At 29.0% G+C, this 23,548-nt stretch carries 18 protein-coding genes, 2 pseudogenes and 1 riboswitch; of the genes and pseudogenes, 4 read left to right on the top strand and 16 right to left on the bottom strand.

Translation table 11 applies throughout. The features are described from left to right. Positions 1-369 precede the first annotated feature (369 nt). A complete protein-coding gene (locus ACH36K_RS09795) occupies positions 370-1,836 on the top strand; it encodes a glycosyltransferase (RefSeq protein ID WP_411167448.1) in 1,467 nt (488 codons plus the stop codon). Between the two features lie 313 nt (positions 1,837-2,149). Here the strand turns inward: ACH36K_RS09795 and ACH36K_RS09790 are convergent, their stop codons facing one another. Next, the gene (locus ACH36K_RS09790; RefSeq protein WP_411167447.1) at positions 2,150-2,809 is read right to left on the bottom strand and encodes an acetyltransferase; all 660 of its coding nucleotides are present in this window, start codon (positions 2,807-2,809) and stop codon (positions 2,150-2,152) included. Between the two features lie 43 nt (positions 2,810-2,852). Next, positions 2,853-3,929, bottom strand: coding sequence for a DegT/DnrJ/EryC1/StrS family aminotransferase (locus tag ACH36K_RS09785; RefSeq protein ID WP_411167446.1), 1,077 nt, complete (start codon positions 3,927-3,929; stop codon positions 2,853-2,855). 598 nt (positions 3,930-4,527) lie between these two features. Here ACH36K_RS09785 and ACH36K_RS09780 point away from each other — a divergent pair. Then, positions 4,528-5,103 (top strand): hypothetical protein, encoded by a 576-nt coding sequence (locus ACH36K_RS09780; RefSeq protein WP_411167445.1) that lies wholly within the window; start codon positions 4,528-4,530, stop codon positions 5,101-5,103. 232 nt (positions 5,104-5,335) lie between these two features. On the opposite strand, the gene ACH36K_RS09775 is transcribed toward ACH36K_RS09780, so the two are convergent. The 13 genes and pseudogenes from ACH36K_RS09775 to ribD form a co-directional block, all read right to left on the bottom strand. Then, complete coding sequence (locus tag ACH36K_RS09775) at positions 5,336-7,573, bottom strand: ATP-binding cassette domain-containing protein (RefSeq protein ID WP_411167444.1); 2,238 nt, start codon at positions 7,571-7,573, stop codon at positions 5,336-5,338. 432 nt (positions 7,574-8,005) lie between these two features. Then, the gene (locus ACH36K_RS09770; RefSeq protein WP_411170684.1) at positions 8,006-8,338 is read right to left on the bottom strand and encodes a rubredoxin; all 333 of its coding nucleotides are present in this window, start codon (positions 8,336-8,338) and stop codon (positions 8,006-8,008) included. 198 nt (positions 8,339-8,536) lie between these two features. Beyond that, on the bottom strand, positions 8,537-10,441 hold the full coding sequence (locus tag ACH36K_RS09765) for an OPT family oligopeptide transporter (protein WP_411167443.1): 1,905 nt from the start codon (positions 10,439-10,441) through the stop codon (positions 8,537-8,539). A 342-nt stretch (positions 10,442-10,783) separates the two neighbouring features. Then, positions 10,784-11,890, bottom strand: a complete 1,107-nt coding sequence (locus ACH36K_RS09760; protein WP_411167442.1) for a transglutaminase domain-containing protein — start codon at positions 11,888-11,890, stop codon at positions 10,784-10,786. Between the two features lie 220 nt (positions 11,891-12,110). Then, the gene (locus tag ACH36K_RS09755) at positions 12,111-13,001 is read right to left on the bottom strand and encodes a hypothetical protein (protein ID WP_411167441.1); all 891 of its coding nucleotides are present in this window, start codon (positions 12,999-13,001) and stop codon (positions 12,111-12,113) included. A gap of 306 nt (positions 13,002-13,307) precedes the next feature. Beyond that, positions 13,308-13,439, bottom strand: a complete 132-nt coding sequence (locus ACH36K_RS09750) for a hypothetical protein (protein ID WP_411167440.1) — start codon at positions 13,437-13,439, stop codon at positions 13,308-13,310. Between the two features lie 192 nt (positions 13,440-13,631). Then, positions 13,632-14,303, bottom strand: a complete 672-nt coding sequence (locus ACH36K_RS09745) for a hypothetical protein (protein ID WP_411167439.1) — start codon at positions 14,301-14,303, stop codon at positions 13,632-13,634. Further along, positions 14,282-15,160, bottom strand: a complete 879-nt coding sequence (locus ACH36K_RS09740) for a hypothetical protein (RefSeq protein ID WP_411167438.1) — start codon at positions 15,158-15,160, stop codon at positions 14,282-14,284. The genes ACH36K_RS09745 and ACH36K_RS09740 overlap by 22 nt, the downstream gene beginning before the upstream one ends. Before the next feature lie 215 nt (positions 15,161-15,375). Continuing rightward, on the bottom strand, positions 15,376-16,038 hold the full coding sequence (locus ACH36K_RS09735) for an HAD family hydrolase (protein ID WP_411167437.1): 663 nt from the start codon (positions 16,036-16,038) through the stop codon (positions 15,376-15,378). Positions 16,039-16,042: 4 nt separating this feature from the next. Beyond that, entirely contained in the window at positions 16,043-16,504 is a 462-nt protein-coding gene (gene ribE / locus ACH36K_RS09730; RefSeq protein WP_411167436.1) for a 6,7-dimethyl-8-ribityllumazine synthase, read from the bottom strand. Between the two features lie 44 nt (positions 16,505-16,548). Continuing rightward, a complete protein-coding gene (locus ACH36K_RS09725) occupies positions 16,549-17,754 on the bottom strand; it encodes a bifunctional 3,4-dihydroxy-2-butanone-4-phosphate synthase/GTP cyclohydrolase II (protein ID WP_411167435.1) in 1,206 nt (401 codons plus the stop codon). Positions 17,755-17,770: 16 nt separating this feature from the next. Continuing rightward, positions 17,771-18,415 (bottom strand): annotated as a pseudogene (locus ACH36K_RS09720) (riboflavin synthase); the annotation flags it as partial. 30 nt (positions 18,416-18,445) lie between these two features. Continuing rightward, positions 18,446-19,522, bottom strand: a pseudogene (gene ribD, locus ACH36K_RS09715) (bifunctional diaminohydroxyphosphoribosylaminopyrimidine deaminase/5-amino-6-(5-phosphoribosylamino)uracil reductase RibD); the annotation flags it as partial. Between the two features lie 430 nt (positions 19,523-19,952). Next, positions 19,953-20,067: riboswitch (FMN riboswitch) on the bottom strand. A 355-nt stretch (positions 20,068-20,422) separates the two neighbouring features. Between ribD and ACH36K_RS09710 the strand changes: the two are divergent. Continuing rightward, the gene (locus ACH36K_RS09710) at positions 20,423-20,701 is read left to right on the top strand and encodes a CD3324 family protein (RefSeq protein ID WP_411167434.1); all 279 of its coding nucleotides are present in this window, start codon (positions 20,423-20,425) and stop codon (positions 20,699-20,701) included. Between the two features lie 281 nt (positions 20,702-20,982). Further along, the gene (locus tag ACH36K_RS09705) at positions 20,983-21,642 is read left to right on the top strand and encodes a FusB/FusC family EF-G-binding protein (RefSeq protein ID WP_411167433.1); all 660 of its coding nucleotides are present in this window, start codon (positions 20,983-20,985) and stop codon (positions 21,640-21,642) included. Between the two features lie 163 nt (positions 21,643-21,805). Here the strand turns inward: ACH36K_RS09705 and ACH36K_RS09700 are convergent, their stop codons facing one another. After that, positions 21,806-23,281: a protein adenylyltransferase SelO gene (locus ACH36K_RS09700; protein ID WP_411167432.1), complete on the bottom strand. Its 1,476-nt coding sequence runs from the start codon at positions 23,279-23,281 to the stop codon at positions 21,806-21,808. Positions 23,282-23,548 lie beyond the last annotated feature (267 nt).

Here is a 23,548-nt window from a genome sequence, read left to right as displayed (position 1 = left end):
ATTAACTTCTAATAATTAATCACTTTGATATACTTATTATTTCTTACTATTAATGTCGTTATTATTTGAATGTGAGAAATATCTATAAGTATAATATTTCACCTTTAATAAATTGTTTTTTACATCTATATATACAATTATCTACAGAGTAAAAAATGCAACATACTAGATGAGGTTTACTTGAACCCACGATGTTCCATATTATTAATGTTATCTATTTAATATATTCAAATAGTACAAGCTTGGTTCTATATTTATTTTAAGCGAAACTAGTAGAATTTTTAATTTAATTAACATATTATAATACGACAGTAAATGTAAATAAGTAGAATTAAGAAAATATTACAAAAGAGGAGTGAGTGAAAGAATATGAAATGGGAATACAGTCTTCTTAACAGAATTAAAGGTTCTCTTTTAAATGAGCCTGGAGGATATAACTCATTACCAATATATTATATTATGGCGTATTTGGCATATTATTTTAAGTTAAAAAATTACGTTGAGATTGGTATGTATAAAAGTATTAGTCTATTTTCTGTTGCTCAGGCATTTAAGGATAATGAAGGAAAAGCTTATGGAATTGACTCTTCTCTCCTTGATGAAGTTAGAGAATACGATTTGGATAAAATATTAAGTAAAAGGAGCAATAAGTTTTTTGAAGGCATAGACTCTGAAGCTGAATATTTCCAAGCTATTGAAATAGATATGCTTCATATTGATGGTAACTATGATTTCCAAAGTGTTCAAGCTTATTTTAATAATTATTCACCACTAATAAGAGAGGGTGGGATTATTATATTTAATCGCATAGACTTGGATTCTGTAAAATTCTGCTATGATCAATATAAAAATGATTATATAATATTACTTGAAACAAATAATTTCGGTATACTGATGAAAAATCAGAAAAATTTAAACAGTGAAGTTGATATACCAAAAAAATTGAAAAATCTATATTTTAGATTGCTTGAGATAGAGAATAGAACAGAACAAAAAAAAGTTACCGTAAATGTAGGTGTATTAGCGTATAATCACGAAAAATATATAGTTGATTGTCTTAATTCAATAATAAAACAAAAGGGTGATTTCAACTTAAATATTATTATTTGTGAAGATAAATCCCATGATGGAACCGCAGGGATTGTTGAAGACTATATTAATAATGTAGAAATTGGCAAAAACGTAACTTTTGAATTTTTGAAAAGCAAAGAAAATTTAGGCATGGTAAAAAATTTAAAGCGATTATTAAAAGCTTGTAGCAAAAGCAAGTATACTGCATTAATTGATGGTGATGATTACTGGGAGGATGAGAACAAATTACAAACTCATATAGAATTTATGGAAAGCCACCCCCAGTGCTCTATTTCATTCGATGATATTATATTTTTTGATGAAAAAGAAAATAAATATAATTTTTATAATATACAGCAACAAATTAAAGGCGATATTTTAACTACATCAGATATAACAAGTATAAATTTTATTGCCAATCTCTCCTGCTGTTTTTATTATAGCAAGTATTTTGATCAAATTCCTAATGAGTTTTTTGAAATGTTTGTCGGAGATTGGATGTTAAATATTCAATTTTCAATGTTTGGAGAAATAGGACACGTCAAAAAAGCAATGACCGTATACAGAAGGCATGAAGATGGTATTTGGAACAGAATGAATGAAGATGATAAGAACAAACAAACTATAGAATTAATTGATGCTTACAATAAATTTTTAAATTACACCTATAACGAACAGTTTTCTAATATTCGTGAATTCTGTGAGTCAAAATTGGGCAATAGATATTTGGAATATCTTATGTACAGACCTAGTAGACTTGAATAATTTGCACTTTAAAGACAACGAACAAATAGTGATTGTTAATATCACCTCATTAAAAATTATTAACGCCATTTCAGAAGAGAGATCTCCCTATTCTATAAGTGTGAGTTCTCTCCCCTAGTAAAGAGAAACCTTCAGTGTGGTTATAAGGCTACAGAATATTTGTATGGTTTTGATAATTAAATTACTACTAGAAGTATTCAATAGTACTGAGTCTGCTTTATATCCATTACTGGTCCAAAATGGGTTTCCTTTAAATGATTTTTTAATCATTTAAAGGAAACCCTCTTTTACTCAACATAAGCTAATTTTTATTTTATAAATATTTTTCCCCAGCAATTCTATCTCGAATTACTTTCGCTGGATTACCATATGCTACAACATATTTTGGAATATCTTTTATCACAGTGGCTCCAGCTCCTATTATGGTATGATCTCCAATTTTTATTCCGTGAATCACTTTTGCACCTAAAGAAATAGATGTAAACAAACCTATTTTTACATTTCCACCAATAGATGAACCCGGGCCTAAACTTGAATAATCTAACATTTTACTGTCATGATCTAAGGATGAATTATTATTTATTATGCAAAAATCGCCTACTGTCGCCTCACTACTTATAGTAGTATTGGCCATTATCACTGTGCCTTTTCCTATTAATACATTCCTGGCTATTTGTGCAGAGGGATGAATTACTTTAATAAAGTTAAACTGAGGGATATAATGTGAAATTTTATCATAAACAATATATCTAATAAAATTATCTCCAATTGCAATAATCCCACCCTCTATTTTATGCATTTTTATCAAATTCTGTAAATCCTCTTCTTTTCCAATTATTTTATATCCGAAAGAGCTCGAACCTACTTCTTTAAATCTATCTAGCAGTCCAATAATTTCATATTTATTTTCTCTTTCAATACAATCAATTACAGCTTTCGCATGTCCAGAAGAACCAATAACGATAATATTCAAAACAAACATCTCCTAATAATTCATCGAGTATCTTTTTTAATACTCAGACTACTTTATTTATAATGCTAATAATGTTTTTTTGTACTTCCAATTCTAACGAATCATACAAAGGCAAGCAAAGGATTCTGCTTGAAATAAACTCTGAATTGTGTGCCTTATAAGTTTTGTCTTTTATATATGGTAAATTATTTAAAGATGGATAAAAATATCTTCTCGGATAAATATTTTCATTTGCAAGAGCTCCTTTTGCTTTTAATAAGTTTTCTTCATCTTTAAACACTATCGGAAAATAGCAGTAATTTAAGCTACTATTTATATTTCGCTCTTGTCTAATCACATTTTTACTTAGATAATTCATATAATTTTCATATACTTTTTTTCTATTTTCAAATATTTTGTCTATATCATCTAATACACATAATCCCATGGCTGCTTCAAATTCATTCATTCGTCCGTTAATACCAACCTCAGTTATATGCTCTTGGTCACTTATTCCAAAGTTAATTATTCTTCTGGCCTTGTCATAAATTTCATCATTGTTTATTACAAGTGCACCGCCTTCTATGGTATGAAAAATTTTTGTAGCATGAAAACTAAGGGTAGATATATCTCCATAATTGAGTACACTATTTCCTTTGTATTTAACTCCAAAAGCATGTGCAGCATCGTAAATTACTTTTAGATTAAATTTTTTTGCTATTTCATCTATTTTTTCTACATCACAGGCATTTCCAAACACATGCACAGGAATTATAGCTGAAGTAGTTTTTGAAATTTTCTCTTCGATTTTTTTATAATCTATATTAAAGGTGTCTTTATTTATATCCACAAAAATTGGATTGATACCTTGCCATACTTGACTACTAGTAGTTGCTACAAAAGAAAAGGGTGTTGTAATCGCTTCATCTTTTATATCTAAAAGATTATAGGCAATCTGAAGGGCTATTGTTCCATTTGCAACCAAAAGTATATGCTTTACTCCTAAATATTTTTCCAACCTATTTTGTAGTTCTTTTACTAATGGACCATTATTGGTAACATAAGCACGGTTAAATATTTTTTCTAAATATACTTCATATTTCTTTAGTTCAGGAAGGTAAGTTTTCGTTACGTTAACCATTTTTTCTCTCCTATACTGTTTTATTTTATAGATAAGTCTCTATATTATAATATGTAAAGACTCGGATTTTGCTTGTGTTATAGCTATTGAATGAACAAATATAGCGGAAGCTTTTTAGTGTTAGTATAATATTGTAGACACGAAAAGCCGAACTCATTAAATCAGCACCTGAGAAGCTGCAATATTGACGGCTTCAGAAGGCGATTGACCCCTTTGTATTCCTCTGTAGCAGATAACAATTCTCAATGAATTTGATACTATTATTTATACTTTATTTTAGTTTACTTTCATATTTAAGAATACGCTCTTCATACCCTCCAAGCTTATTATCAAGACGATCTAATGTGTAATATATTATTTAAGATATTTACTTTATATAATTTAGAAAACTGATAAATAATATAAAAAAGAACAGTTGATATAGGTTCAACTGTCTTTTGAAAATACCGTATTTACTTATCCTTTACATTCATTTATTCTTCTCCATACTAAATGGCGTAGGGTCTTAAAATGAGCATTATTAAGTAACACTACTTAGATTTGCTAATATACTATTAATGATAAGTCTTATAATAGTATCAATATAAAGGAGTATTATATGTATAATAACCAATTTTTCTTTTGTCCATATCACATGAATCAAGCTGCTTATCTCTCCTTCAATTCAACGTGGAGAACCATAGCCCAAAAATTTGCAGCCTTTAGTGGTACCGTTGCAAGTATTGAAGATTTTTACACAGGGCAAGATGATTCATCAGCAGGCTGCTATAAATTAATGTCGCTACAAAACATGGACATGGGGCCTGTAAATTTTGTAATTTCTCCGGGAACTTACTTTGTAAATCATGAGGTGATTGAGGTAGGCGACGAAGTAACAGGATTTTACGATGCAAATGCACCCGTACCTCTTATTTACCCTCCACAATATCGTGCAATTGTTATGGCTAAAAACACAGAACCTGAAAATGTTACTGTAGACTATTTTAATAATCAACTTATAAGCAGCGATGGAAATTTAAAACTAAATATTGCCCCATCTACAGAGATAATTCTAACAAATGATCAGATTTTTAATAGATACCCTGGAAATAGAAACCTAATTGTTCTTTATGGCCCTACAACATTTAGCATCCCTGCCCAAACTACTCCATATAAAATAATTGTTCTTTGCTAAATCAAAATATGCTATATTAGTGCATACAATTTACTTACATCATAGCCTTTCTAAAAAAATAGGATTGACTTTATTTTCACCTATAAAAATACCCTTAGCCAAGTAAAGTCAATGGCTAAGGGTAAAAGTCTCATTTATTTATGGTACAGTTCTCCGTAACTATTATAAATGATATGTATCTTATTATTTACTTTTTGTACAGCTACTATATAGCTTTTAAATAATAATATAATTATAGATACTTAGCAGTTAATGACTCATTGCACTCATATAATTCTTTAGGAGTTCCTTCAAAAATTATTTTTCCACCTTTAGTTCCACCTTCTGGTCCAAGGTCAATAATCCAATCAGCTCTTTTAATTACATCAATATTATGCTCAATAATAATTACTGTATTTCCGTTATCTACTATATTTTCAACAATATTTATAAACTTCTCAATATCAGCCATATGAAGCCCTGTTGTTGGTTCATCCATAATATATACTGAACTTTCCTTATGCAATTCACTAGCTAACTTTAGCCTTTGACATTCACCACCTGATAATGTATCTAGAGTTTGACCTAATGTTAAGTAACCTATTCCCATATCATAAATAGACTGTAGTTTTGTTTTAATAGCTTTTATATTAAAGAAATCAATAGCTTCTACTACTGTCATATCTAATACTTCAATTATATTTTTACCATGGAACCTATAATCTAAGACTTCCATCTTAAACTTTTTACCATCGCATACATCACAAGTACTCTTTATATTCTCCATAAAAGCAAGGTTAGTCTCTACAATTCCACTACCCTTACAATTTTCACATGCCCCTTCTGAATTTGAACTAAATAATGATGGATTAACGTTATTTTCTTTAGCAAAAGCTTTTCTTATATTATCCATAATTCCACTATAAGTTGCTAAGCTTGATCTTGAATTTGCTCCTACAGGACTTTGATCAATTAACACAGCTTCTTTGTTTTGTTTTAAAAATTCATCCTTAATTAATGTACTTTTTCCTGAACCTGCAACCCCTGTTACTAAAGTTAAAACACCCTTTGGTATATTAACAGAAATATTTTTTAAGTTATTTTTCTTACAATTAACAACTTTTAAATATCCCTTATGCTCTCTTACATCTTCTTTTATAGTAAGAGATTTATTTAAAGCATCTCCTGTTAAAGTTCCGGATTTAAGTAAATCTTCATAGCTGCCTTTATATACTATTTCTCCTCCATGTATTCCTGCTAGAGGTCCTATATCAATGATATGATCAGCAATCTTAATAACATCTGGATCATGTTCTACAACAATTACAGTATTACCTTTATCACGTAGCTTTTTTAAAAGATTATTTAACTTATGAACGTCTCTTGGATGAAGACCTATACTTGGTTCATCAAATATATACATTAAATCAACTAGGTTACTGTTTAGATGTTTTACCATCTTTATACGTTGAGATTCTCCCCCAGATAATGATGAAGTTTCTCTATCTAAAGTTAAATATCCAAGTCCTATATCAATAATATTATTTAATTTTTCAAGAATACCATTAACTAAAGGTTCAGCTTCTGGTTCTTTAATATCTGAAACAACTTTGACTAATTCATCGATTTGCATGCTAGTTAAATCTGCAATATTATAGCCATTAATTAAACATTTATAAACTCTTTCATGTAGTCTTCTTCCTCTACAAACAGGACATTCACCTTCAATTAGTAATTTACTAAGTTTCTTTTTAGCTGCTTCAGAAATTTCTCCTTCTCTCTTTAAATAAAGTCTATTAAACTTAACTATTAATCCCTCATAAGTTAAATTCATTGTCCCTACTTCATCTATCTTGATTTTTTCAGCCTCTCCATATAAAAACTTCTGTAACTCTTCTTCTGAATAATCAATTATCTTTTTATCATTATCAAAGAAGCCTGATTCGGTAAATAGCTTCCAATGCCATGATCCTACTCCAAAGCCTGAAAGTAAAATTGCTCCTTCATTTAAAGACTTATTCATATCAACTATCTCTTCCATATTAGGAACTAGCTTTTTACCAAGTCCCTCACACTCTGGACACATACCATTTATATCATTAAAAGAAAACATATTAGCTTTTCCTATATAGGTACTTCCAAATCTTGAATATAAAGCTCTTAGGAATGAATTAATATCTGTAATAGTTCCTAAAGTTGATCTAGAATTACCACCAATTCTACTTTGATCAATAATAATAGGTGTAGAAAGATTCTCAATATGATCGGCTTTAACCTCACCATATTTAGGTAAAAAGTTTCTTATAAAAGCACTAAAAGTCTCATTTAATTGACGTTGTGCCTCCTTTGCAACTGTTTCAAAAACAATTGAGGATTTACCTGATCCAGAAACCCCTGTAAATATAGTAATTTTTCTTTTTGGTATTTCTAATGATATGTTCTTTAAATTATTTTCCCTACATCCTTTTAAATAAATGAATTCATCTTCCACTTCATTCGCCTCCTTTAATTACTACTTATATATTATAATATTTTAATCTATTTGTAACTGCTTTAAAAATCTCTCTAAAGATTCTCACTCATACTACCTATAAGTGCTATAATCTAATTTACTCTTATTCTCTTTTATTTTATTTTCTTTGTCACCTTACCTCTTAAAGATATATATCTATACATTATTTCTGCTCTGAATATACTGAATTTATGGGCTATGGATATAGACCTTTCGATTACTTAGAAAAATTAACTGAAGCTTTCTATCTAGAAATATTTAAAAATTAATAAAAAAATTAGAAGAGTTGTCTCATTATCGATTAAGAGCTGTTAGTGATAGTACCTTTCCTATTCAATAGCTTCTAATTAATTGTAAACAAAAAAAGAGGCTGTATATTGTGAAATTACGATATACAACCCTAATATAATTTTACCACTTTCCGTTAGCCATATGTCCTGCAAGTTCTGCTTTACATCTTTGCTTTATAACCCAAGCTTCATTTTTTGCTTTTTCAAAACCAGATACACATTTCGGGTCAAGGTTTATTTCTATACCTTCTTCTGAAAGTTTAGCAATCTTTTCTGCTAATACAATGATTTCAGCATGTATGCTGTTAGTTCTATCTGAAGCATAAATTTTTTCAGCGTCTTCACTGCTAAGTTCAACAAACTTTTCTTTTCCTAAATTACATTTTGGACAAACTTCTGGAGCTTCAATTCCTTCAACATCAAGTTCACCATAATAGCATATTATCCTATTTATATCCTACTCAACAAACCTGTTACTCTATTTACTTTCAACATTTCTCTTAAATGAATAATAAGTAGCTACAAAATAGCATATATAAATAACTATTATCAATAATAATCCTATGCCAATATTGAATATAAAAGCTTTATCTCCAATATATATACTAATTAACCTCCTATTAATATAATAATCTTTTACTTAATTTAATTGTTATTTTTTATATGTTTCCTTAACTTTAGATGACATAATTGGTATTGTCGTTGCTATAACTAAAATTATTAATAATATTATTGCCATGGTATTACTAGATACAAAGCCTGTTGGAGTCATAGGAGTTATTACTCCTGTTAATTGTAATATCATTCCTACTAATCCTATTATAGAACCTCCTGCAACAAGCCCTGAAGATAAACTTATTCCATTTGACACTCTAAGTTCTCTTTCTTTATCACTTTTACTCATCTTTTCAACAAAGAAACGTATTAATGCTCCTACTAGTATTATAGAATTTGTTGATATAGGTAAATAAAACCCTATAGCAATAGTCATTATAGGCACGTTTAGTAAAAATAAGAATAGTGCCATAACAACACCTACTATAATCATAGGCCATGGTAAGTTTCCTGACATTATACCTGATGTTAAAGTCGACATTAAATTAGCTTGTGGAAGAGCAAAAGGTGCATCTACTCCTGTAATTGCTATTTGATCTTTTAGTATAAGAATTGTTCCTGTTACAACAACAACACCTACTATGCTAGCAATTGCAAAATAATTTTGCATTTCTCTTTTCCTTCCTTTTATAATATAAGTTACTTTTTGAGATTGGCTATATCCACCTGCTACTGATATAGCTACTATCATAAATAGTGCAAATAAAAGTAAAGATTTATTATCTGACTTATCAGTCCATCCCATTATAACAAATACTAATGTTAATATAACTAATGATGCGATTGTCATACCTGATACAGGAAGATTTGATGTTCCTATTGTACCAGTTAAACGTCCTGCAACTATTACAAATAATAAAGCTAGTATTAATGACACTATTGCTGCTAATATAGCCATAGTAATACTTTTAGAAATTATAAATGCAGATACAAATGTAAGTATAATTCCAACTAATAATATTAATATATGTCCTGAACTCTTTTCTGAATTACTATCATTACCGCTTTTTGCTTTTAAAGTTTCTTTTATTGAAAATACTATAGTTGGTATAAGTTTAATTGCACCTATTATACCACCACAAAGCATCATTCCTGCTCCAATATACTTAACATAATTTCCTGATATTAAGTTTACATCCATTTGATTAAGGACTATTGAAGGATCATTCCATGAATGTGCATTAGATTCTGCAAAATCAGTAAAGTATCCTATTAATGGAGCAACTCCAAAATTAGCTAAGACTGAACCTGCAAACATAGTTATGGCTACTTCTAATCCAACTATAAATCCGATACCTAATAATAGTGGATTTCCTTCAGTAGAAAATTTCCATTTGTAAAACTTACTTCCTACAAAGGTAATAGTATTGTTAATTAAATTTAAGAATGAACTTGTTAAAACATTTATAATACCACTTATTACAAACCCAATTCCCATGTACTTTACAGCATCTCCCCCCTCTTCTGAAGCAGTAAGAGTCTCTGATATTGCTAAAGATTCTGGATACATAAGTTTTTTATCTTCTTCAATTATTAAATAATTATAAACTAGTGATAATGCCCCTATCCCAAATAAAGCTCCTGCTATACTTACGCTTAGGCCTTCAAAAAAAGTAACATTACTGCCAATTAGTATAACAGCAGGTAATACAAAAATCATACCACTTGCTATGGATTCTCCACCACTTGACATACCTTGTATTATATTTTTACCAAATATGTTTTTTTTACGAGTAAATATGCCTAGAAGCATTGAACCTATTATGGCTCCTGGGATTCCTGCTGCAACAGTTAGCCCTGATTTCATACCTGAATAAGCAGTAGATGCTGCAAATACAGCTGCTAATATTATTCCTATTATCATTACAGCTAAATTTGATCCATTATTTTGTTTTTGTCCATGATTTTCTTCATAAGTCGATTTAGTCGCTTTTTTATTCATTTGTTACTTCCTTCCTTTGCTTAATGATTTTAATACGATTTTAGTAATATATTAAATCAAAACATATATTTTCACGCAATTTTTATTGTAGCAATATTTTATCTCTTAGTTAGCTTTCACAAAAAAATTCAATTTATTCTTTATGGTATTGAATACCATTGAGATATCTGTGTGAACACCCACCTATCTGAGGATAGGGATAAAAATCAGAGTACCGGTATTTTGGATTTTTATTTTAGAGATTTCAAGGCAATACTTAGTTTTAAGTATTTTTTTTTTATTTTTTATAAAATAAAAAACCAAGAAATTAGTTTTCTTGGTTTCTAAAATATTGTCATAATCTTAATTAAAACTTAGTGATACATATGCAGCTTTTGTTACTTCATCAATTTCAAGTGTGTATCGACACTGCTCTATATTTATTCCGCTTGTAAAAGCCTGCTGTATAGAATCTTCTATATCTGTTTGCCCACCTTTAAAATAAAGAATCTTATATGTTTTACCGCTTATATTACTTAAAAAATCTTCTTTTATATAGTTGGAGAATTCATTTTTATCTTTAACTACCACTATATTATCTCCATTTAAATCTTTCTCTACTAAGTTTAAATTATCAAAACTATATTCTGTTCTAGTTGCTTTTGGATAATTGCTTTCATCCCATTTATGGGTATCTTTTATTTGTTCATCTGTAATATTAAAATATGAATATCTAAGTTTGTTACTTCCATCATCCATTACAGGATCATCCCAAGTTGCATCTAAATGATAATACTCTCCGCCAAGTTTTACTAAATTCCATGCATGACTTATATAGCCATCCTTATTACGTGCCTCTCCAAGTATAGTCATTGTTTCTATCTCTGCTGCTTTTAATAACTTGTCCATAGCAACAGCATATCCCTGACAAACTGCTATACCATCTATTAGAGCTCCATAAGCTGTATATGATTCCTTTGGCATATCTTCTGAAAAAATTCTTTCATCATACTTACAATTATTAATTAAATAATCATGAAGAGCTCTTTCTTTTTCGTAATCCTTCATTTCTGCTCTTGTTACTGTACTTAGGATTTCTTCTACTTTTTTATTAATCTTATTATTCTTGTTAACTAATACCTCTTTGCTCTCATAATATTCTGGCTCTAATATTACTCTTACAAATAATTTTAAATCGATTGTCTTAACTTTTGTATTATCAAAATTACCTGAAAGCTCTAAATGATCTTCTAAAATATCATTTATAACAGCTCCGTTAAATATATTTTCATCATAGTTTTTCACATCAACAACTATTTCACTTTCATAATTGTATAACTGATTTTTTACAGCATCATAATAACCATCATAATCCTTAACTAAATTCCTACTAACTGCTTCACACCCTACCATCATTGATAGACACATTATAGCAGAAGCTAAAATTATCTTTTTAAATTTACCTGACATCTTTTCTCTTACCCCCTACCCACTCTCATAAAAAACTTTTTATGTATAACATGTAATATTATCGTTATACTTTCTCTTTCCTTAATAATATTATGCAAAGTATATAAGGACAAATAATCAAGAATTGAATCAAGTAAATATTTAATAACCTTATTTCGGCGATTTAGCGACTTACTTATGGTATGCTTCTCCGTATAGATAGTAAGTGAGGTTTTATTTTTTACATAAAATACTTACTTACTATCTTTGTTTCTATAACTTTCTTAGAAAGTCCTCCATGCGTAAGCTTAACAACATCATATTCATTATAGTTACAATAATCATACACTCTAAATTTAATTTCTCTTTTATTTGAAAAATCAGTAACATATACTTCGTAATATATACTTCTCCCTCTGTTTCCTTCTTTCATTACAATCCCTGTACATATTCCTTCAGTCTCTGTATATAGTCCCAAAATAGCATCTACAAAATATAATGTATCTGAAATAATAAAAATAAAAGCAATAACCATCATAGGAATATACACTAACCTAAAGTCACCTAAGAACGGTAATATAAATATAAGTCCAATCCAATTAATATGCTTAATTCTTTCAGTAAAACTTACTGATACATGAGGTACTAGCATAGGTTTAATCTTCCATAATAAACTGCTATCCTCATAAGAATGTTTATTATAAGCTTTTCTCCAATTCTTTTGAGTTTCAGAAAGTATAGCAACTGTCCTGATCTTACTTTTGAACATATACAAGTTTATATATCCAACATATATAATTAATGCTGAAATAATTATACTGATATTTTTTACAATAATAATTGTAAATATTATATATCCAATAAAAAATATATTTAATAGCTTCATACCATACTTTTTTTTATTAAGCTCTTTCTTCTCATCTTCTGAAAGCTTCCTACCCCTTTCAAAAAAATTAAAAAGGCAGCATATTAAAATGCAAAATAGAGTAAAAGAATTAAACTCATTAACAGCCTTTAGAGTTTCATATGAGCCTCCACTTATAAAATATGCAACATTAGTAGCTACATTTATCACTATCGGAAATATAGCAAAAAATAAAAAACTTTCAATACCTCTTTTTTCAGACCACATTTTCTCTCTCCTATATTTTGTAAAGTTAAACTAATTTTTTATTTATATAGCAATTTATTCAAGTAATTATATATTACTTTAACTATTTCGTAAATAATACAAATAAAACCCCCGCAACTACATTAAAAGTTATAGTTGATGAATTCTATATTCTACACATTATCTAGTATATCTAATCATCCCTATAAATTGGAATTTATCATGCTATTTGGATTTGTTAGCTTCTCTTACTTCATTTCTGATCTTTTCTACTAACATTCCAATATTAGCTCTATAATTTTCAAGCCGATCTTCTAATGCCTCAATTTACGATCTAGTAACAGCTTTTCGCCCATAAAATATTGTAGCAATTTCCCATTCTAATTCGCCAATCTTTTTATGAAGAAAATCAAATTCTTCTTTGTATAATTTTAATTCAAGAGTAAGTTTCTTTTCCATGGTATTCCCCTTTCTTTCAAATCGATAAATTCCTCTTTACCTTTCACTTTAAATTTATTATAACATATTTTGTAAATATAACCTTACTTATGATACACTATTTTTAGATAAAAAAAGAGCCTTAACCAAGTCATTTCAATGGTTAGGGCTATAAACCTCATTTACTTATGATACGGTTCTATATACATTATTCTAAATCTCATCTCTATTAATTAAAGCCTCAAACCACTTCTCATCACTACCAATTTCATTTCTATTTCTATCTACTGCTATAATTCTTAAGTTTGATGTATTGTCTAGTCTTAATTTTTCTTTATAATCATTTATTGATTTTCTTAAGTTAAAGCAGCCTCCATCTACGTAGTGAATGATACATATAGTTTTATTGTAATCTTCAATTAATTCTCTAAATAAGCCATTAATATGTCCATCATCGCAGTTAAAGGCAAATCCACATACACAAATAATATCTGATTCTTTAAATTTATTAAACATATCTACATATCTTTTAGACATCTTAACTGATGTCAATGGCTTTATACCACTTTGAGTAAATAAGAAGGGGACTATTATATGTTTTTTATCTTTATTTTCATCAAATGATATTATTTTATTTAAATATGGGTCATAGTAATCATTTATAGATCCATTTAAGTAATAAACTTCTTCTTTTATTATATCTTCTATGAATGAGTTATAGTTTGTTGTCCCTATTGCATTTATATCTGCAAATTCTTTTAGATATAAAACATCATGATAATATCCATTACCCTCTTTTATCTTTTCTGTATTGCTTTTTGCTATTGATTCGATATACCTTTTTACTGTATATAAAAATATAACTATTTTGTTAAATTTTCCCAATCAGTTTTAGGACTATAAATATATCTCCAGTTAGAATCAATTAATGTTTGATAATCTAATGCTCTTGAATATATATCCTCTAATATTTGTAATCCAAATCTAGTTATTTTCTCTTCATTACTATAATTTTCTTGTATATCTAAATCTTCATTTTCTATTAATAGCTCTAATCCCTTCATCCCTGTATTTGTATAATCTAATGTAAAGATTGCTCCAAGATCATCAAATAAATCTATGCTTTCTGGACTATCATAAAAAATTCCATCATTTAATCTATGTATTAAATCTTCACCTAATGATCCTATTAATAATTCAAGTATTGCTCTTGTTATATTTCTTATGCTTAACTTAAATTTATAGCTAACATTCTCTATTTCTAATAATTTTAAAAATCCAGAAAAATAGTTACTTCCAAAAAGTGAGTTATCTCCTCCTAGTAATGGATTTAACTTTATTATATGAGAGTAATTATATGAGCCTAATTCTAAACCTGTTATCTCTAAAAATACTTTATCTATATCAGTTCCATTATCATATAATCTTTGTGATATAACACCAACCTTCTCATCAAAATTATTTAAGTAATCTAATATATTGTTTCTTTTGTTTTCTAAACTACCTTTTACTATTGATTCATATTGTGTTTTAGTAAAAGCAGTTAATTTTTTATTATCAAAGCCTTCTGGTAACCATCTTGCATAATTTGATTGTTTATCAACGTTATTTAATTGTTCTTTTAAAATAATCTTATCATCACTAGTATTCATTCTAAAAATATCAAGTGCAAACTTTCCACCTGATGGCAATCCGTATGAACATTCAGCACCTGCTCCAAAAAACAAAGAAACTTTAGTCATAATACATTCCCTCCGAAGAAATATTTAATATGTTAATTGTAACATATTTACCATTTATTTACCTAAGATTTATTAGCATAAATATAAAAAAACAGGCACTTACTTGATTCATTTCCAATTATCAGTGTATGGTATATGCTACTTTACTATACACTCAAAAAAGAGGTAGTAGATCATATAAATTTAAATCTACTACCTCTATAATATATCTTAAATTAGCTAATGCTCATTATTAATTCTTTAATATCTTTAATATTTTTTGCTATTAAGCTAGCTTCCTTAAGTTCATCTTTATTACCAAATCCATACTCACATCCTACTGAATATAAGCTATTAATTTTTGCAATTTCAATATCAACAAATCTATCTCCAACAACTACAAAGTCTCCAACATACTTTTCTTTTATAAAATTAAATATTTTATGTTTTGGTGCAAAGTCAAACTGTTCAGTACAATAAAAATCTGTAAAATAGTCTTCTAACTTAAATATTTTCATATGCTTGTTCATATATTGAATTTTACAATTACTTAAAAATATTAAATTAAATTCACTATCTTTTAAACTTTTAAGTACCTCTATAGCACCATCATACAGTTCTGCCTTACCTTCTTCTAAATATTGAACCATAGCTGAGCCTATTATAGAACTGCATTTTTGCTTTTCTTGTTCTGGAAGGTTTGGCATAAAGCTATTCCACATATCCTTTGCACTATATCCTAACCATTTGCTTATCTCATAGTCCTGCCAGGTTTTCTCTTCAGCATAACCTCCTTCAACTAAGTACTTATAAGCTTTTCTAAATGCTGGTCCATAGATTTTTATACTATTGTGTAATGTTCCATCATAATCAAATATAATATTTTTAACTTTATTCATAATCTTAGAAGTTCTTTAAAAGATTTGCCATTTCTATTGCTGTTACTGCTGCATCATAGCCCTTATTTCCTGCCTTAGTTCCAGCTCTTTCAATAGCTTGCTCAATTGTATCTGTTGTTAAGACTCCAAATATTACTGGCTTTTCAGTTTGTAAGGAAACTGTTGCAATTCCTTTTGAAGCTTCAGCGCATACATAATCAAAATGAGGAGTTGAGCCCTTTATTACTGCTCCTAAACATATTATAGCATCATACCTTTTATTTTGAGCCATCTTCTTAGCTACTAGAGGAAGTTCAAATGCACCTGGTACCCAAGCAACGTCTATACTATTTTCCTCTACTCCATGTCTCTTTAATCCATCTAATGCTCCACCTAATAACTTTGAAACTATAAATTCATTAAATCTTCCCACTACTATACCAACATTAAGCCCTTGTGCTACTAAATTTCCTTCTATTATCTTCATTTCTTTTTTCCTCCTAATATTCTAATTTATTATTTATTTTAATTTTAATAATTTAACATATGATTTAATTTTTCTTTTTTAGTTTTTAAATAGAACTCATTTTTTTCATTATGATTCATCTGAATTGGAACTCTATCTACAACTTCTATTCCACACTCTGATAAACCATTTATTTTTCTTGGGTTATTTGTCATAAGTCTTAACTTTGTAACCCCTAAATCTTTTAATATTGCTGCTGCCACATCGTAGCTTCTCATATCTGCTGGAAAGCCAAGCATAACATTAGCTTCTACTGTATCATAGCCTTGATCTTGAAGAGCATAAGCTCTCATCTTATTTATAAGCCCTATTCCTCTACCTTCTTGTCTCATATAAAGTAATATTCCTGAACCTTCTTCAGCAATTCTTTTCATAGCTGCATCATATTGCTCTCCACAATCACACCTTTTAGATCCTAATGCATCTCCAGTTAAACATTCTGAGTGAATTCTTGCTAAGATTGGTATATCTTCATTTATTTCTCCTTTAACTAATGCAACATGATGTTCTCCATTTAATTTATTTATAAATCCAAGCATTTTAAAATCCCCATATCTTGTTGGCATTTTTATCTCAACAACTCTCTCAACTGAAGCTTCCATTGCTTCTTCTCTTTTTCTATACTCAACTAAATCTGATATAGTTATAATCTTTAAATTATGAGCTTTAGCAAATTCCATAAGTTCTGGTGTTCTTGCCATAGTTCCATCTTCATTCATAATTTCACATATAACTCCTGCTGGCTTTAATCCTGCAAGCTTAGCTAAGTCTACAGCAGCTTCAGTATGGCCAATTCTTTCTAATACTCCGCCATCTTTAGCTATTAATGGAAATACATGTCCTGGTCTTCTAAATTCCTCTGGCTTGCTATCTTCTAAAACCTTTTTAATAGTTAAAGCTCTTTCAAAGGCTGATATTCCTGTTGTTGTATCAATGTGATCAATAGCTACTGTAAAGGCGGTTCCATGATTATCTGTATTATTATTAACCATTGGATTAATATTTAACTCTTTCATTCTTTTGGCTTTTACAGGCATACATATAAGGCCTCTCCCATATTTAGCCATAAAGTTTATAGCTTCACCTGTAACCATATCTGCTGCCATTAATAAATCGCCCTCATTTTCTCTGTCAGGGTCATCTATTACAACTATTATTTTACCTTCTCTTATATCTTCTATAGCTTCTTCAATTGTATTAAACTTAAACATCTTCTCTCCTCCAATTTTATAGAAATCCATTTTCTCTAAGAAAGGTTTCACTTATTGATTCTTTTTTCATTGCTTCATTCTTAACTCTTAAACCTAAAAGTTTTTCAACATACTTCCCTATAACATCACACTCAAGGTTTACTGTTTCTCCTGGCTTTTTCTTTAATAAAATAGTTTCCTCTCCTGTATGAGGTATTATAGATACTTTAAATACCTCATTATCAACATAAGCAACTGTTAAGCTTATTCCATCTATTGCAATGGATCCTTTTTCAACAACATATTTCAAAATTTCTGAGGATGCTTTTATACTTACCCATGTTGCATTATCTTCTTTAACTAAAGAAATAATCTCTCCTGTTCCATCTATATGGCCACTTACTATATGACCTCCAAGTCTAGTTTCTAAACTTAAAGCTCTTTCTAAATTGATCTTACTTCCTATTGAAAGCTGTCCAAGATTACTTCTTCTAAGAGTTTCAGCCATAACATCAGCTTCAAATGTATTTCCACTTATGTTTGTTATAGTAAGACAAACTCCATTTGTGCATATACTGTCTCCTAATATTGTTTTATCTAAGACCTTATTTGCCTTGATTACAATCTTTGAAGATTTTTCACTATTTTTAATTCCTTGAATCACTCCAATTTCTTCAACAATTCCCGTAAACATCCTATTTTCAGCCCCCTTCAGATAACCTTCAATTAGCAAATCTCTCCCAACAGATATAACTTTCATATTTTCTAGCATTATTGCATTACTTAATTTTTCTATTCCTTTTCCTCCTACAGGAGTTTTTGATTTTTCTCCACCTATAATCTTAGGTGCTATATAAGCTTGTATTTTATCTACTATTTTATCTTCTAATGCTGAAAAGCTTAATGTTGATCCTCCTTCTAAAAGAATGCTATCTATATTTAATTTACCTAGTTCTACCATTAAACTTTGTAAATCTACCCTTTCATTTTTAGCTTTAATTATTATTACTTCTACACCTAGCTTTTTTAAGTCCAATACCCTATCTTTATTAGCTAATTCTGTTGTTGCAACAATCGTCCCAGCTAATTTATCAATCACTACCTTTGATTCCATAGGAATTCTAAGTGCACTATCTACAATTATTCTTATTGGGTTTCTTCCACCTTCTAACCTACAAGTTAACTCAGGATTATCTTTAATAACTGTATTAACGCCTACCATAATGGCCGATAGCTTATTCCTTAATTTATGAACTTCTTTTCTTGATTTCTCATTTGTAATCCATTTTGATTCACCTGATGAAGTAGATATTTTTCCATCTAAAGTCATAGCAGTCTTTAAAACCACAAAAGGTTTTTTTTCAACGATATATTTCATAAAAACTTCATTAACTTTTTTACATTCTTCCTCTAAAACTGATGTTACAACATCTATACCTGCATCCTTTAGCTTTTTAATTCCTCTCCCTGCAACTAAAGGATTTGGATCAAGAGCTCCAACAACTACCTTAGCGATTTTATTTTCAATTATTTTATCTACACAAGGTGGAGTTTTACCATAATGTGAACATGGTTCTAAAGTTACATAAAGAGTAGCACCTTTTGATTCTTCTATTAAACTACTAAAGGCATTAACCTCAGCATGGGCCTTCCCATATTCTTCATGGTATCCTTCACCTATTACTTTTTCATCCTTTACTATAACCGCACCAACCATTGGATTAGGGTTAACTTTTCCTACTCCTTTTTTTGCTAATTCAATAGCCATTCTCATATACTTTTCATCCAATATCATCATCTCACAATCATAATAATTTGAATTTAATAAATCTTAATCATATATAAAAACAAAAGCCCTGAGTTTTTGACTCAGGGCTTTTCTATAATAAACTACATAAAAAATCACTAATTAAATCTATTAATTAATCAATAACTTAAATAGATATAGTTATGTAATTAAATATAGTAATCTAAAAAATAGGACATATGTAAGTTTACTTATTCCGTCTCTACACTCCAAGTTAACGCAAACTTACACATATCCACGTACAAACCGAAGGTAAGGAAAGTATAAAATAAATCTACTTTTCCAAATTGAATTGCTAAAATCCTTATATAATAACATTTTCTAAACATTAAAAAAGCTCTGAAATATATAATATTTCAGAGCATAATACACAAATGGATATAGCTATTCTTAGATTTCTATACCTTCATATTTCCATCTTCTTCCATCCAGACTTTACTGTCGGCCTCGGAATTTCACCGAATCATGCCATAAGGCTCGCGGGCTTTACCGCCGGTAGGGAATTTCACCCTGCCCTGAAGATCTATTAAATTTTACACCTTAATTCTATATCTCTGATTATTATTTGTCAATATATTAATTTAATAACTTTTTCAATATATTTTCATTTAGAACAAAAAGATTTTCAATCCATATATTCAATTAAATGTTAATTATGCTATAATAGGCGTGACGTATTGGAGGTGTTTTTATGAAGGTCATTGGTACATTCAGCTCTAAATCAGCTTGCTCCTTGCAAAGACTACAACAAAGTCAGCTATGCTTTGTTTGGAGCCTAAGCTGTTAAATTAGCTGAAGTGCGAACATGTTTTAGGCTCTGTAACACATAACTTTCTAGTATTCTTTGCTTTAATACTATTATAATAGTTGAGGAGTAAGGAAATGAAATATATAAAAGCACAAGATGTGTTACCAGAGGAAATTGTAAAAATAATACAAGAATATGTAGATGGAGAATATCTTTATGTACCAAGGAAAAATGATAATCATAAAGCCTGGGGAGAAAAGAGTGGTATAAAAAGTAGTCTTAAAGTGAGAAATAATGAAATTTATAAAAAGTACCTTGCTGGGACTACTATTAATGAACTAACTAAAGAGTATTATCTATCAGAAAAAAGTATAAGAAGAATAATAAGTCAAGAAAAACTTTTATGCTCATAATCATTACAGAATTATTTGTTAGATTGAATGCTTATTTTAAACTATGATATGATTTCATCATGGCAATCCAATGAGAATTATCATTTCTAATTTAAACAAGGTTCAAAAGTAAAGTGATTATGAGTATGTAGTATGTTTTAAATCAGGATGATTATTTTTACTTTCAATTGGAGTAATAATAATCATCTTTTTTAGTTTGCTGATTGTAAAATAAAACTGTAAGTAAAGCTGCTTACATAAATAATAAAACAACATATATTAGAAAAGAGGTGTTAGATTTTATGAATGCTTTTATAAAAAAACATGAATATAATTATATAAAAAAATGTTTAAATGATTTAAATAATGCTTTTAGAGGTTGTATAGATGTTAATATTATTGAAGCAACTAAAGCATATATACAGGAAAAAATATTGCGTATTTTTACAAGTTTATCTAAAGAAGAAAAAGAAATACTTGATATTACTAGAATAAATGACCACTTGCAAATTGATAAGTATTTATCTGATTTGAATGAATATGTATATGGAATGACAAACATTACAAATGAGCAAATTAATAAATTGTTTAAAAAGGAAAAGAAATTTAAATTACCAACCTCAAATGCACAAGATTCAAAGAATGTGTATTTAGGTTGGATTGATGAATCTATTAGAAAATTATTTGTAGTTTACAATATGAATGGTAAACTCATAGGTATGGCATGTAGAATTCCAAATTATAGTTCCAATAATGCTCATATATGTACACTTTGTAATCATGTAGGCGAAAAAAATGAAGTAGCCTTTGTTTCAGCTATCTGTAAAACAGCTAATTCTAAGGAAGGTAACTATAAGTCAATAGGCTTTGATATATGTTTAGATAGTGCAAAGTGTAATGAGAGAATTGTATCAGTGGAAAAGCTTGAAAAAATTTTAAAGGATGTTAACAATATAAAATAGCAGTAGAATCTATCTTTAGCTATTCCTCACAATTGAAAAATCATGGACAGTAGGTAAACTTGTGTAAAATTAACTCTACCTACTATCCAATTATCTCATTATTAAATTCACTTTAGCTAAACTGTTGTCACATTAGATTATACTCAAAGTTGTATAATAAAAATTAAGTTCCACAAAATGTTCTATATGGACGTTTTGATGGTTCAGGCAATGTAGAATAGTATTCATAATCTTTAGAGTAATCATATGGTGATGAAAGAGCCTCTAGAAGTTTATCCATTACGCTATAGTCACCATTCTTCACTGCCGCTTCTAATGCCTCTTCTACTCTATGATTACGTGGAATTACTACTGGATTAGAACTTTGCATAAGTTGTTTTGATGCATCTTTTGACTCAGGTTGTCTTGTTAGTCTTTCTTGCCATATTTTATACCATTTTTTAAATTCTTCTGTTTTAAACATTTTAGTATCTTCTATATTATCAATTGTTAATTCACGGAATGTATTTGTATAGTCTTCACTATGCTGATACATAATTATTAAAAGGTCTCTTATTAATGCTTCATCTTCTAATTCTTCGTTAAATATCCCAAGCTTAGCTCTCATTCCAGAAAGCCAATTTGCTTTATATATCTCATCAAAATCTGAAACTGCATTTTGTGCTAATTCCACAGCTTCATCTTGATTAGTATGGAGAAGTGGTATTAGTGTTTCAGCAAATCTTGCAAGATTCCACGCAGCCAGTTTAGGTTGGTTTTCATAAGCATATCGACCTTGAGTATCAATAGAGCTAAATACAGTTGCAGGATCATATATATCCATAAAGGCACAAGGTCCGTAATCAATAGTTTCTCCACTAATTGCCATGTTATCAGTATTCATGACCCCATGTATAAAACCAACAAGTTGCCATTTTGCTATAAGCTCAGCCTGTCTTTTTATTACCTCTTGTAGTAAAGAAAGATATTTATTTTCTTTATCATCTACATTTGGAAAATGTCTATTTATAGTGTAGTCAGCTAATTCTTTAAGCTCATGAACATTTCCAAATCTTGAAGCAAATTGAAATGTTCCTACACGTATATGACTTGAGGCCACACGAGTCAGTATTGCACCAGGTAAATAGCTTTCACGTATTATTGGCTCACCCGTTGTAACAACAGCCAAACTACGAGTTGTAGGAATTCCAAAAGCATTCATTGCTTCACTTATAATATATTCTCTTAGCATTGGTCCTAATGCAGCTTTACCGTCTCCGCCTCTTGAATATGGAGTTCTACCCGAACCTTTAAGTTGAATGTCAACTCTCTCACCATTAGGAGTTATATGTTCTCCTATTAACACAGCTCTACCATCACCTAACATAGTAAAATGTCCAAATTGATGTCCTGCATAGGCTTGAGCAAGTGGCATGGAACCTTCTGGAATCTTATTTCCAGCAAATATCTCTAATCCTTCATTGCTTTGTAGAAACTTTGAATCTAGTCCTAATGATGTTATTAAAGAATAATTAAGTGCAACCAATTTTGGTGATGGCACATGACTTGGATTCTGTTCAGTAAAAAATATTTCTGGAAGACCAGCATAACTATTATCTAATTTAAAACCTGTTCCTATTATTTTCCTTTCTTCTGTCATAATATCTCCTTTGCTTATTTTAGTTTTTATATATAGTCTTTTTAAATATCCAATTCTATAATAACGTCCCACTTTTAGTTTCTACTTATAGGAACTTATTATACTAGATATATTTAAAGTAAAATCTCTTTGTAATTTAAATTATAATTGCTTAATATATATAAGCATCTAGATCCATTTTTAAAATTAAAGTAATTATAGCAATAACATATTATTAAAAATAATTATTATTAAATAAATATTATTATATATAATTATAACATGTTT

Origin of the sequence: Clostridium sp. MB05 (assembly GCF_046581255.1) — a bacterium.
In the GTDB taxonomy this organism is placed as follows: Bacteria; Bacillota; Clostridia; order Clostridiales; family Clostridiaceae; genus Clostridium.
This window is presented reverse-complemented; position numbering and strand designations above follow the sequence as displayed.

What these genes read in the sequence shown, in the direction of transcription:
- ACH36K_RS09780 (WP_411167445.1), top strand. Translation starts at nt 4,528, where the DNA reads ATGTATAATAACCAATTTTTCTTTTGTCCATATCACATGAATCAAGCT.
- ACH36K_RS09725 (WP_411167435.1), bottom strand. Translation starts at nt 17,754, where the DNA reads ATGTTTAAGTTTAATACAATTGAAGAAGCTATAGAAGATATAAGAGAA.
- ACH36K_RS09710 (WP_411167434.1), top strand. Translation starts at nt 20,423, where the DNA reads ATGAAATATATAAAAGCACAAGATGTGTTACCAGAGGAAATTGTAAAA.
- ACH36K_RS09750 (WP_411167440.1), bottom strand. Translation starts at nt 13,439, where the DNA reads ATGGAAAAGAAACTTACTCTTGAATTAAAATTATACAAAGAAGAATTT.
- ACH36K_RS09765 (WP_411167443.1), bottom strand. Translation starts at nt 10,441, where the DNA reads ATGAATAAAAAAGCGACTAAATCGACTTATGAAGAAAATCATGGACAA.
- ACH36K_RS09700 (WP_411167432.1), bottom strand. Translation starts at nt 23,281, where the DNA reads ATGACAGAAGAAAGGAAAATAATAGGAACAGGTTTTAAATTAGATAAT.
- ACH36K_RS09735 (WP_411167437.1), bottom strand. Translation starts at nt 16,038, where the DNA reads ATGAATAAAGTTAAAAATATTATATTTGATTATGATGGAACATTACAC.
- ribE (WP_411167436.1), bottom strand. Translation starts at nt 16,504, where the DNA reads ATGAAGATAATAGAAGGAAATTTAGTAGCACAAGGGCTTAATGTTGGT.
- ACH36K_RS09705 (WP_411167433.1), top strand. Translation starts at nt 20,983, where the DNA reads ATGAATGCTTTTATAAAAAAACATGAATATAATTATATAAAAAAATGT.
- ACH36K_RS09795 (WP_411167448.1), top strand. Translation starts at nt 370, where the DNA reads ATGAAATGGGAATACAGTCTTCTTAACAGAATTAAAGGTTCTCTTTTA.
- ACH36K_RS09785 (WP_411167446.1), bottom strand. Translation starts at nt 3,929, where the DNA reads ATGGTTAACGTAACGAAAACTTACCTTCCTGAACTAAAGAAATATGAA.
- ACH36K_RS09755 (WP_411167441.1), bottom strand. Translation starts at nt 13,001, where the DNA reads ATGTGGTCTGAAAAAAGAGGTATTGAAAGTTTTTTATTTTTTGCTATA.
- ACH36K_RS09740 (WP_411167438.1), bottom strand. Translation starts at nt 15,160, where the DNA reads ATGACTAAAGTTTCTTTGTTTTTTGGAGCAGGTGCTGAATGTTCATAC.
- ACH36K_RS09760 (WP_411167442.1), bottom strand. Translation starts at nt 11,890, where the DNA reads ATGTCAGGTAAATTTAAAAAGATAATTTTAGCTTCTGCTATAATGTGT.